This window comes from Shimwellia pseudoproteus, assembly GCF_016415625.1.
GTDB lineage: Bacteria > Pseudomonadota > Gammaproteobacteria > Enterobacterales > Enterobacteriaceae > Shimwellia > Shimwellia pseudoproteus.
On record NZ_WBXP01000069.1, the window covers coordinates 1 to 11,533 of the forward strand.

The 11,533-nt window shown below is 49.8% G+C and carries 14 protein-coding genes and 1 pseudogene; 6 read left to right on the top strand and 9 right to left on the bottom strand.

The genetic code is table 11. The features are described from left to right. Positions 1–72: 72 nt before the first annotated feature. From F9C28_RS18655 to F9C28_RS18690, 8 genes are all read right to left on the bottom strand, one after another. Positions 73–300: an EexN family lipoprotein gene (locus F9C28_RS18655; protein ID WP_199016797.1), complete on the bottom strand. Its 228-nt coding sequence runs from the start codon at positions 298–300 to the stop codon at positions 73–75. A gap of 7 nt (positions 301–307) precedes the next feature. Continuing rightward, a complete protein-coding gene (locus F9C28_RS18660) occupies positions 308–1,015 on the bottom strand; it encodes a type IV secretion system protein (RefSeq protein ID WP_049004920.1) in 708 nt (235 codons plus the stop codon). Between the two features lie 17 nt (positions 1,016–1,032). After that, positions 1,033–3,771: a VirB4 family type IV secretion/conjugal transfer ATPase gene (locus F9C28_RS18665; RefSeq protein WP_199016798.1), complete on the bottom strand. Its 2,739-nt coding sequence runs from the start codon at positions 3,769–3,771 to the stop codon at positions 1,033–1,035. A gap of 12 nt (positions 3,772–3,783) precedes the next feature. After that, positions 3,784–4,089, bottom strand: coding sequence for a TrbC/VirB2 family protein (locus F9C28_RS18670; RefSeq protein ID WP_012457109.1), 306 nt, complete (start codon positions 4,087–4,089; stop codon positions 3,784–3,786). Continuing rightward, complete coding sequence (locus F9C28_RS18675; protein ID WP_049004918.1) at positions 4,086–4,796, bottom strand: lytic transglycosylase domain-containing protein; 711 nt, start codon at positions 4,794–4,796, stop codon at positions 4,086–4,088. Before F9C28_RS18675 ends, F9C28_RS18670 begins: the two co-directional genes overlap by 4 nt. A 117-nt stretch (positions 4,797–4,913) precedes the next feature. After that, entirely contained in the window at positions 4,914–5,132 is a 219-nt protein-coding gene (locus F9C28_RS18680) for a hypothetical protein (RefSeq protein WP_032722781.1), read from the bottom strand. Positions 5,133–5,136: 4 nt separating this feature from the next. Then, positions 5,137–5,352: a hypothetical protein gene (locus tag F9C28_RS18685; RefSeq protein ID WP_004178170.1), complete on the bottom strand. Its 216-nt coding sequence runs from the start codon at positions 5,350–5,352 to the stop codon at positions 5,137–5,139. Between the two features lie 71 nt (positions 5,353–5,423). Continuing rightward, complete coding sequence (locus tag F9C28_RS18690) at positions 5,424–5,879, bottom strand: transcription termination/antitermination NusG family protein (protein ID WP_009309974.1); 456 nt, start codon at positions 5,877–5,879, stop codon at positions 5,424–5,426. A gap of 257 nt (positions 5,880–6,136) precedes the next feature. Between F9C28_RS18690 and F9C28_RS18695 the strand changes: the two genes are divergently transcribed. The 4 genes from F9C28_RS18695 to F9C28_RS18710 all read left to right on the top strand — a co-directional run bounded on the left by F9C28_RS18695 (position 6,137) and on the right by F9C28_RS18710 (position 9,146). Beyond that, positions 6,137–6,505: a helix-turn-helix transcriptional regulator gene (locus F9C28_RS18695; protein WP_009309975.1), complete on the top strand. Its 369-nt coding sequence runs from the start codon at positions 6,137–6,139 to the stop codon at positions 6,503–6,505. A 484-nt stretch (positions 6,506–6,989) separates the two neighbouring features. Next, a complete protein-coding gene (locus tag F9C28_RS18700) occupies positions 6,990–7,691 on the top strand; it encodes a RepA family replication protein (protein ID WP_257765908.1) in 702 nt (233 codons plus the stop codon). An 863-nt stretch (positions 7,692–8,554) separates the two neighbouring features. Further along, entirely contained in the window at positions 8,555–8,884 is a 330-nt protein-coding gene (locus F9C28_RS18705) for a type II toxin-antitoxin system RelE/ParE family toxin (protein WP_000493286.1), read from the top strand. After that, the gene (locus tag F9C28_RS18710; protein WP_000780222.1) at positions 8,865–9,146 is read left to right on the top strand and encodes a helix-turn-helix domain-containing protein; all 282 of its coding nucleotides are present in this window, start codon (positions 8,865–8,867) and stop codon (positions 9,144–9,146) included. Before F9C28_RS18705 ends, F9C28_RS18710 begins: the two co-directional genes overlap by 20 nt. 444 nt (positions 9,147–9,590) lie before the next feature. On the opposite strand, the gene F9C28_RS18715 is transcribed toward F9C28_RS18710, so the two are convergent. Further along, a complete protein-coding gene (locus tag F9C28_RS18715; RefSeq protein WP_001067855.1) occupies positions 9,591–10,295 on the bottom strand; it encodes an IS6-like element IS26 family transposase in 705 nt (234 codons plus the stop codon). Between the two features lie 79 nt (positions 10,296–10,374). On the opposite strand from F9C28_RS18715, the gene F9C28_RS18720 reads away from it, so the two are divergent. Both F9C28_RS18720 and F9C28_RS18725 read left to right on the top strand, forming a co-directional pair. Then, positions 10,375–11,316, top strand: a complete 942-nt coding sequence (locus tag F9C28_RS18720; protein ID WP_233149170.1) for an ABC transporter ATP-binding protein — start codon at positions 10,375–10,377, stop codon at positions 11,314–11,316. 50 nt (positions 11,317–11,366) lie between these two features. Beyond that, a pseudogene (locus F9C28_RS18725) lies at positions 11,367–11,432 on the top strand (IS1 family transposase); the annotation flags it as partial. Between the last annotated feature and the right edge of the window lie 101 nt (positions 11,433–11,533).

The window sequence follows — 11,533 nt, forward strand, 5'->3', positions numbered from 1 at the left end:
ATCGGCGAAGGTGAGTTGATGGCTCATGATGTCCCTCTGGGATGCGCTCCGGATGAATATGATGATCTCATATCAGGAACTTGTTCGCACCTTCCTTAGCTGCTTTATTTGATAGTGGGCTTCATTTGCATTCTTGCAGTTTTCAGAAGCATCACCACTCTTTTGGCATTTTTCATAAACGAGTTTTAATTCATCAGGGTGATCTTTATACCATTTTGTTGTTTTGGCTTCCTCTTTGCATCCAATAATAGAAAAACACAGGGTAAGCGTCGAAATTAAAATGATTTTTTTTGATAACATAAAAACCTCATAAATTATTAAGGTCAGCAGTTGGCGCGTTTAACTGCTGTTGGTTCCACTGTTTAACGCGCTCCGCCTCAAGCACTTTTTCGCGTTTATCTGCTGCTTTCACACTCATTTCCCATTGGGTGGTAAGCGTGTTCAGCATGACAGATTTTAGCTGAATACTGTTTGCAAGGTCTTGAGATTCTTTCGAATCTTTGGCTAAAGCCACCCTGTTGGAGAGGCTGTTGATTTCTCCCAAGGTCTGGCTTACCTGATTCTGGATCTCGTCGGTCTGCTCAAGCTGGATAGCTTTATTGATGACCTGTTGTTTGCACACGTTGGCATAACTCTCCGAGCGTTCGGTTTTGCAGGTATCAAAAATTTTATACTTTTCGTACAGCGTATCGAACTGCCCGGAGGAACCACCGGAGAGAAGCAAATCATTCAGAGCCTGTCCGGGCTTGCGTAACTTTTCGAGGTCGGCTTTCAGACTCTTGGCCTGGTCAACAAAGCTGGCAATATCACGAACGCCTGTGGCCGTCGCCAGTTGGTCTTTGTATGCCTGTATCTGGCTCTGGTAATGCTTCGCTGTGTCCATCCAGCGCTGCGCCTCTTTCAGCCATTCAGCCTCACGCAGCGGGTCAGCATCAACCAGTACGGGAATCCCTGCATGAGCCAGCGGGCTTGCAATGACGCAAGCCAGAATAAGGGTGCGAAAGCGAGTTTTCATCGTATATCTCCTTTGGGTCAGAGCGCTTTAGCCAGGTAGGTATCGAGCCATTCATGAGGCTGCATTCCTTCCCGGTAAATCGATTCGAATATTTCGAGGTTGGGGGCATCGCCGCTCATGACTTTGGTGTATCTGCCGATACCCGACAGGTCGAGCGTGACACGAGCGGCAAAACGTTTGGTATCGCCGCGCTTGAACTGATTTTTCACCACAACATACTGGCGGGCTTGCGGGTCAAGCCCTTTCACCACGTCGAACACTTCCGGTTCAAACTTCATGCCGTCAACATAGTGTGCGCGGTCGGCGTTGGGGTTCGCCGCCAGAATCTGTGTCCCGCACTGCTCAATCACTGCCGGGGCGATATCATCTTTGATTATCTCTGCCGGGGATTGAGTGCCGACGACCAGCATCCCGTTCAGCTTACGGATGGTTTTCAGCTTGTTATAAGCAAAGTCCTTAAACACCGGGTCGCGTAACCACTTCCAGAATTCATCCATGAAAATGACCAGGCGTCGCCCGTCAAGCAGGCTGGTAATGCGGTACAGCAGATAAAACGAGATTGGCGCACATACGCTTGCATCGTCCAGGAACTCCGTTCCGTCGATGCCGAAGTTATCGCAGTTGCTGATATCGAACGTGTCAGACTCGTTATCAAACACCCAACCGAACTCACCGCCCTGCGCCCACTGTGACAACCGAATGCTAAGGCCATTTTCCTGGGCTTCTTTCGTAGCCGGCTCAGGCAAATTTTCCAGCATTCGGGTAATGCCGTAGACGCGATATTGTGGCTCGTCATTCATCACAGCATTAACCGCATCACTCAGACGGCGTTCATCGCGTGGGGAGATCGTCGAGCCGTTGCGGGTACAAAGGATTTTCATCAGTTGCTTGATGAAATTGATATTGCGTTTGGTTGCAGGCAACGAGAACGGGTTCCACCCTGTAGACTCACCACTGATAACCCGATAGTAACGGCCACCCAGCGCCCGGATGTTCATCTCTGCGCCCCGGTCTTTATCGAGGTAAACGGTTGTAAGCCGTTTGGTTTTGGCATCCGGGGAGAAGCTATCCTCGCGCCCGTATTTCTGCTGCATGATCTCAAAGAACGTCATCAACATGGTTTTACCCGAACCGTTCGTACCGAGGATGCAGGTACTGGCCGGGTTCTTCTCGTTGAATTCGTCCTTATCTGCCAGTGTGTTATGCAGGTTGATATAGTAGCCATCGCCTGACGGGGTGCGCAGTAAAGCCATCGCATACCCCCAGGGGGCTTTATCGCGCTTGCCCGGATAGAAATTATGGAGTGCGGCCAGCTCCACAAAATTCTGACTACTCAGCTCCCCTTTACGTGGCCGCAGGTTATAATTGCCTGGCAGTTGCGCCATATACGCCGCTGAAAGCGATATTTTAGCCGGAACAGGCGTTATCCCGATATTGTTCAGCGCGTTACTTATTTCGTTAGTATCTGCAACAAGGCTTTCCAGCGACGGGGAATACACCATGATGGAAAAATGGTGCTTTCCATAAGCGATTTTCCCCGATGTCAGCAGGTCAAGCGCCACATCCAGATCCAGCCGCTGGGAAACAGCATCGTCGTCGGCACTCATCAAAAGGCGACGGGTACGCTTAATGGCTTTTCTCGCTTCCTCGCGTGACATGCAGGTATAGGACTGCGTGATCACGTAATCGCAGGGGGCGTAAAGAAGGGAGTCCATCATCCCCGTAGCGGTTTCTTCGGAGAACTCCTTAATCTCCAGCCCCCGGAAATATTGCGTACCGTTGGCGTGGTTTATCTGCCCGGACTCCGCCGAAAAGAACAACGCTGCTGCGCCCATTACGTCATAGGCCGGGGTGCGGGTAACGCGAACTTTTCGCCACTGGTGCGTTAACAGGTATTCATAGAATGCCAGTTGTGACGAAAACACCATTTTCCCTTCGGTAAATGTACCGAGAGAACGAGCACCATAGCGCGCCAGCGCGGTATCGAGCGTGCTTTTGATTTCCAGCATTTCCAGCAATGCACCGTCCAGCTCCTTTAATTTCTGGCTGTCTTTCATCCGTTTGCGTTCCGCTTTTTCAAGGCTGACAAATGGGCGATAGCAGACCGTCAAAAACAGGCGGTTACGCCGGAACGAGCCAACAGAGGCGTAGTAAAGACGGCTAACTTCATCGGCATACGGGTTGCCTGAATCTTGATGAAGATTGTCGGTAAACGTATTGCGGTCGTTATGTATATAGAAAGTAACGGGCATACCTTCGAATGAGCGGATTAGCCCGTGTAACTGGTTCGTCCCGAACTGGAGCGATTCGTCAGATTCGCAGTCGAACGGCGTTCCCATCAATTCCCAGGTGCAGTACAGATCGCTCTTAGGGGAACGAACCACATGCTGATGAATGTGCGATGAGTACGGGATGTACTTCTTGATGGTGGCACACTGATTTAGTTTCATGGCGTCGAGAAACTCCTTGATATCAACATCATCATGCTCAACGGGCATAAATGTTGTTGCGCCAAATAAACGGTTTGCTACCGGCTTTCCCTTCGCTCTCAGCCATACGGCAATCAGATTGAATCGCATCGGTTCATTTCTGGTAAGGGACTTCATCACCAGAAATTGCACAGGAAGTAAGAACAGGAGAGCGACGGAAGTCCAGATAGCAACGATGATGGTTACACCCGTGACAGCCAGCAGGGGCACCATTGGCACCCCCCACAGCGCCGCCGGGCGTTTCATTGCCTTGAGCAGCTTTGCCATATATTCAGCCTCTTAGCTCATCAGCAGAGCGCCGATTTCACTGCCTCCGCCAATTAAAATACCGCCAATGATGATGTAGCCGCACTGTGACAGGCTTTCACCTTTCCACAGGGTCTTATAACCAATCCAGATCACGGCCACGGTGATCGTGATGGCCGCCAGACCATGCAGCCCGCTGGATACCTTCTCCATGATGGTATTTGCCCGGCTAAAACCATCAGCGAACGCCGGACTAGCAGCAAAAACGCTCATGGCCGGAGCCAGAACATAAGCAGATGCACGGCTGATTAATTCCTTTACCTTACTGAAAAGTTTCATTTTTCTTCCTCTTTCGTTGTTACATCGCGATTTCCGCGCACAACCTGCGCGGGGTAATAGACGGTGGCCGCCTTTTTCTGGCGGAGTTGAGCCGGAACGCCGCGAACGATCGCCCCCGGCCACACCACGCGCGGGCGCGTCGGCGCATCCACAGGCGTAGCTTTCAGGGTGGCCGCTGGGGTTGCGATATCATCGCGGGTGCCGGGAACGGCATAGCGGGTATCCGCCGGAGAGTAGCCAATCCGCTGTACATAGCTCGTCTTTGAAAAAGCGGGTTCCTGCTGTTGCCCGGTACTGAAATTGCCGGAGTAGTAGCAGCTCAGCGCCCTTTTCAGGGTGCCGCCCCGCTGGTAGCAGTCGGTGATGATTTTTTCGTAGACGGAAAGATTGGTGCAGGGATTGAAAAGGTCAGTGGCGGTGACGCCGTAACGTTTAAAATTGGTGCTGGTTATCTGCATCAGGCCAACAGAGTAGCGGCGACCTTTCGCCTCAATCTGTTTTGTGATGCTGACTGCATCCTCCTTACTTTTAGGCATGTGAGTAATAAAGCCTTTATCGCCGGGTTTTCGTTCGGGCTTAGGCACGATCTCAGCGATGGCATAGGGGTTATAACCGGACTCCACCCTTGCCACATCGAGGGACGTGGACGGGTGAACGGTGGCGGCACACTGCATAGCCACCGCCAGAAAAGTAGTGGTGGAAAGCATGGCAACCTCAGAACAGAAAACTGGTGATCAGCCAAATCCAAATGATGAACAGAACGAACAGCCAGTCAGCGAACGCAAGCCAGGCAGTGAGATTCTTCATTGTGCTGTCTCCCTGTTTTAACTAACAGGAGCAGCCTGCGGCGCGGCGTCATCTTTAGGTTCGAGGAGTACCAGCTTGCCGGAAACGGAAATACCGGGCGTGATCATGATGTTCAGCCCCGGCTTGCCGTTGTGTGCGAAGGCCGCACCGACTTTCGTCCAGTACGTATTTTTTTCGCCGTTCTCGCCGGGCTGGGTTTCCTGCGTGACGTACACGTTATAGGTGGGTTTTCTCATTGCATTACTCCTTCTGTTTCTCTGCGAGTAGCTGCCGGAGCAGCTCGGTACGGGCTTGCTCACCAAATTCATCCATCAGGAACTGGAGAAAGGTGCTTGGCCGGATATTTGATTCAGACAGGTAGCTGATTTCACGGGCTTGCTTTGCTAACTCCTGATAGCGCTTTTGCCCGATGTAAATAACAGCCGTGCTTGATTTGCCTGGTACGCTTTTCGGCATGAGGTAAAAACTCCTATGAAAAAAGCACCGCAGCTTATGAAGCCTGCGGTGCAAGGGAGGTCAGGTTGTGGTTAGTGGTATTGGTTCTGGAGTAGTTTTGAAAAGGCTACCTGGCGTTGGAGCGGAGACCTTATCAGAGAGAGTTCTTGGATTTTTGCCAGCAAATCCGGGGCAATATTTCGGCACTCGATAGCATCTTCATCAGGATTGAGCGCCATCAGACGGGCGCATTCAATCGCTGTTATCACTGATTTTGGGACGGTGCAGGGTGTTGAACCGAAGCTGACAAAACCATGCGCGCCCGGAATTGATGTGATAGTCGATGTATGCGTTATGTTGACGTCAAAGCAGAGGAAAAGATAATTAGGAAATAACACCTTCTCTTCCTGACGTACCGCCCGGCAATCCTTACGTGGCGTTACTTTGATATAGCGGGGGCAAAACACCTCGACATCCAGTCCCTCGACTCTTCGGGTGATGCGTTCAACATCCTGATTGTTGCAGTATAAAACGTACCATTCATACATAAGATCCTCCCTAATGGGCACAAGCCCTCATTTTCCGCCGTCCTAAGTTGGCGGAACTTAGAGCGCGTACTCATAGCTTAACTGTATAAATTTACAGCTGTTATTTTATACAGTAATTTTGGGGTGTCAACATCAAGAACTGCTAATGATAATAACATTGAATGATTCAAAATCAACCTTCGGCGGTGATTCATTATTTTGACATTGAGATTTTTAACACCTTGTAAGATGGGATCCCCAAAGGGGGGGTTGCATATATGGTGCCTAAGAGACTGAAAGAAGCTAGGATGGAGGCAGGATTATCGCAGGCAAAATTATCCCAGCTTCTCAGCGTGGAAGAAGGGGTTAACACACGCTCTAGGTTTTCGAGCTACGAGGTAGGGAGAACGGAACCGCCGTTTAGTCTGGTTAAAAAAATTGCGGAATTACTCGACTATCCAGCGAATTATTTTTACACCGAGGATGATGATTTTGCTAAAGCTGTCTTGCAATTTCACCGAGAGCGCACCGATCCAGAGTCAAATCCGCATTACAATTCGGTAGTAATAGAAGCAAGAAAATTATCATCAAAGCTCGATAAGGTGAGAAAAACCGTAGCCCAGTTGAACGAATACCTGAAAGAGTGAGCTATAGCTAGATTACTGGTGGGACGCTGCCGCGCTTCGCTTGTCCAACCCCTGATTTCTACACAAAAAATTTGCGTAAAAATCAGGGGTTACGTGGTTTTAATGGCGGTATGATGTGAGCTAATGGAGATCTATATTAACAGTCTCAATGTTTTGTAATTCAAACAAGTTAATGAATTCTATACAAAAAACTAGATGGTGTTTTTGCAGATCTTTGATGTGATAATTGATCCTAATGTAACATCGTGGTAATTTACCGACGTTTACAGTATTCATGCGGGTGGGACGTTCCCGGTAATAGCGTCCAGGGAAGGGGGAAAGCAGAAGCTCAACCCCTGAATGCAGAAACCCCCTGAAAATCACTCTCGGACTTGGCGGAACGGAGGATAATCAGGGGGTCAAAAGCAGGCGTTGGCCTGTGAAGGATTATAGCAAATGCATAACCTAACACAACCCCCTTACACCGCCATAAGTGCGGGCGGGTGTGACTGATAAGAGTCTTTCTCTCAAATCACCTGCTTCACCTACGGGCGTCGCAAAGCAAAGCCCCTGTTATAACGTTGCCTCGCGCAAGCGTCGCCGGTTCCTCAATCGGTGGATTAAGTCGCTGGCGACCGAATCCGGGCGTATCAAAATTAAAAACGAACTTCGACGCCGTATCCGCCATAACAGGTATTGGGTCAATGAAGCGAACAAGTTCGGGCTTGAGGCTCTTTGCGAGCTGATGTTGGCCATCCTTGACGATCTGGATTTAAGAGACTGGCAAACCATACATAACCTTGAAACGTTGGCCGAACGCGCCGGGCTGGCGACGCGCAGTGATGCGGGTCACAAGTCGATTTCTCGTGCCAGCCGGGGATGTGATCGCCTCTCCTGGCTTAATGCCATCATCTCGGAAAAAGCCCCTTTCAACCCTTATGACGCCCGTTGCGCCTGCAAGCACATTGAGGTTACAGAGGATTTCTTCGCCATTCTCGGCATCCCGCTAAAACAGGTTTACCGGGAACGCGCCAGGCTGCTTAAGGCCAACCCGGAAGAAATCATATCCTCCGGGGATGTCCGGTTAATCGCTATCAAGGTTGAGAACTGGACGCGTAAGGCCGCTGCCGGGTTAGCCAGGATGAAAGCGAAGCGTGAAGTGGCTCGCCAGCGCAAACAGGAATACTACTCCCTAACCTTTGCCTGATCCCCGCCTACTACCGCCTTAGCTGGCGGGGATTCTGCACGTCTGCAATAAACCTCAGTACAAAAAACAGCCTTAACGTACAATAATTTTCGAAATCCAACCCATCCCGCCTACAGGAATGACGGATTTTTCGGCGGTTCCGGCGTAGACCCACCACAACTGCTGTATAGCTTGTGGGTAAGTGATAATGAAGTGCAAACGAGATGGCGCAAATACTCTTTTGGTTTATCTTTTAATTACTTACGTATTAAAAGATAAACCAAAAAATAAAAGACATTACTGTTATCCCCTTTAAAAAGTGGATAACCGAACAGCATCGGCGCGAGCGCCTCAAAAGTAGCTCCCCACGCTAAAGCGCGGGGCATTCAGAACGGAATCCCTCGATGGCTAACAGCTCGCCTGTTAGCCATCGAGGGATTGGACAAATCCGGCCACGCCGGATACGTCAGCAAATATCGCTGAAGAATTAGCTTACACGCTCGTAAGCGGCTCTTACGACCCGCTAACGCGGAGATACGCCCCAACTGCGGCTTCGCCTTGTTGTGACCACTCCGACCGCGCACAAAAGCCTCTGAGCCGCTTTTAGCGGAATATGGCTTTGCAGGGTGAAGGGATGGATAGGCGATCCCTTTCGATCCCTCACTGGTATCGGCGGCTAACCCTCGGTGCTACCTGTCATTTCATCCTGCCGCCTTACATGCGCTAACGCGCATAAATCCCCGTTCCTCAGTGGAACGAAAACTCACGCTAACAGGGTAGTGACCGGGTAGCCACGATAACTGCCAACAAAATTAGCTTATAGGTTAATTCTACCTTGTCTGAAATTAGCCTATAGGTTAATATTAATAGAAATGGGAGGTCACATGTTTAGCGTTGTTTATCACCCGGAAGCCAGGGAAGAAGCCACAGCATTACCCGTAAAAATCAGGGTGAAGTTTGACCGTCTCATCGGCAAACTGGAGTATGACGCCCGATTACTGCGGGAGCCGGACACGAAGCCCCTGGGCGATGGACTTTTTGAGATCCGCACGATGGGGACGGACATAGCCAGGGGAATCTGGGTATACCACAAAGGCAATACCATCATCATGCTCCGTGTTTTCATCAAGAAGTCACAGAAAACGCCAGCGAAAGAAATCGATCTCGCCAAAAAGCGGTTAGCGGAGGTACTTAATGAAACTGGTAAGCCATAAAGAACTGCATAACGAGTGGATGCAGGACGATGAATATCGCGCTGCATGGCAGGAAGAAGAACGTAAGGAAAAGCTCAGGGAGCTGCTTGCTGAATGGCGCAAGCATGACAACCTGACAAAAGCGCAGGTTGCTGAACGCATGGGGGTTACACCTCCGGTTATTTCTCGCCTGGAAAACAACATCACCAAAGCCAGCATCGACACACTGACCCGCTACGCTCACGCCTGCGGCATCAAGAAACCTGTCATTGCCCTGTACTGAATAGCCAGCCCTCCGGGGCTGGCCTTTTTGTTTCGGTCAGTCCCAAAATTTTGTTAAAGCAAGTTTAAAATGTCACCTGTTTCTCCAAAGTTGAAATATCACTTCTAAGCCAATCTATTTATACATAATCTTTACATCTTTCCCCGGTGACAAAGTGCTAATTGGTCTGTAATGTTCAATGTGTGGCAGGCAAGCCGCCGGTGACTTAGGCATAAGTTGCTGATGGGTCGAAAAGAATCTCCGAGACTGCCTTGTGGGCAAACTTGTCATTGGCAGGGCCGATGGTGAGGGTTGAAGGTCGTTCTGGAAAGCTCGAAACGTGGGAACAATACCGGTTACGTAAACCACGAACTGTCCAAGGCTGCGGCAGTATAAATACGCCAGATATTACAGGCACTGTTGCAAAGTTAGCGATGAGGCAGCCTTTTGTCTTATTCAAAGGCCTTACATTTCAAAAACTCTGCTTACCAGGCGCATTTCGCCCAGGGGATCACCATAATAAAATGCTGAGGCCTGGCCTTTGCGTAGTGCACGCATCACCTCAATACCTTTGATGGTGGCGTAAGCCGTCTTCATGGATTTAAATCCCAGCGTGGCGCCGATTATCCGTTTCAGTTTGCCATGATCGCATTCAATCACGTTGTTCCGGTACTTAATCTGTCGGTGTTCAACGTCAGACGGGCACCGGCCTTCGCGTTTGAGCAGAGCAAGCGCGCGACCATAGGCGGGCGCTTTATCCGTGTTGATGAATCGCGGGATCTGCCACTTCTTCACGTTGTTGAGGATTTTACCCAGAAACCGGTATGCAGCTTTGCTGTTACGACGGGAGGAGAGATAAAAATCGACAGTGCGGCCCCGGCTGTCGACGGCCCGGTACAGATACGCCCAGCGGCCATTGACCTTCACGTAGGTTTCATCCATGTGCCACGGGCAAAGATCGGAAGGGTTACGCCAGTACCAGCGCAGCCGTTTTTCCATTTCAGGCGCATAACGCTGAACCCAGCGGTAAATCGTGGAGTGATCGACATTCACTCCGCGTTCAGCCAGCATCTCCTGCAGCTCACGGTAACTGATGCCGTATTTGCAGTACCAGCGTACGGCCCACAGAATGATGTCACGCTGAAAATGCCGGCCTTTGAATGGGTTCATGTGCAGCTCCATCAGCAAAAGGGGATGATAAGTTTATCACCACCGACTATTTGCAACAGTGCCAAAAAAGGATTTGCCGATGTCATCTGATAACATTGCAATTAGCGTAAGTAACATTAGCAAATGCTATAACATTTACCAAAACCCCAGAGATAGGTTAAAACAGTTTTTCTTACCTAAAGTCCAGAGTATGGTTGGGAAACCTGTACAACGCTACTATAACGAATTTTGGGCGTTAAATAACATCAACTTTACCATCAATAAAGGTGAGTCAGCGGGAATTATTGGACGCAATGGTTCTGGCAAAAGTACATTACTACAGCTAATCACCGGCACGCTAACTCCAACAACGGGCACGATACAAACCAAGGGAAGAATAGCTGCCCTCCTGGAATTAGGCTCCGGTTTCAACCCAGAGTTTACCGGTAGGGAAAACATCTATCTTAACGGCGCCGTTCTGGGATTATCGCGGGCAGAAATAGATGCAAAATTTGATGCTATTGCCGGTTTTGCTGATATAGGAACCCATCTCGACCAGCCGGTAAAAACATACTCCAGCGGAATGATGGTGCGCCTTGCATTTGCCGTTCAGGTACAATTAGAGCCAGATATTCTCATCGTAGATGAAGCACTTGCTGTAGGCGACGCACTTTTTCAAAAGCGCTGTTTCCAACAAATTGAGAAATTAACCAGCAATGGCGTAACTTTACTGTTTGTTTCACACGATCAAGAGTCCGTGCGTACCTTAACAAACAGAGCTATTCTTCTCGATCGTGGGACGCAATTAAGTACTGGCTTATCATCAGAAGTTTTACTTGAATATCGTCGTTTACTACACCGGGAAGAAAGTAAGTATTTTTCTCAGTTAGCAGAGGAAGTTGCTGCCCACGCGGACGCCACTCGCGATATTAATCAAACCCCCACCGCGCCGGCTAAGATAGAAATTAGTGCTAATGCTGAAACCCCTGCTGTAGAGGAAACCTCGCCCTCTCGTACAGATAAACTATCGTTCGGTGGGTGATGCTGCCAACTTACTGATTTAGTGTATGATGGTATTTTTGAGGTGCTCCAGTGGCTTCTGTTTCTATCAGCTGTCCCTCCTGTTCAGCTACTGACGGGGTGGTGCGTAACGGCAAAAGGGGGTCGGTTCCGGCTGAGGGCGAAATGACACCCTAAGCGTTAGCTCTGTGTCGTTGCACGATGTCAGCGACGGTATTCTTGCTGATACCGAGCTCGCG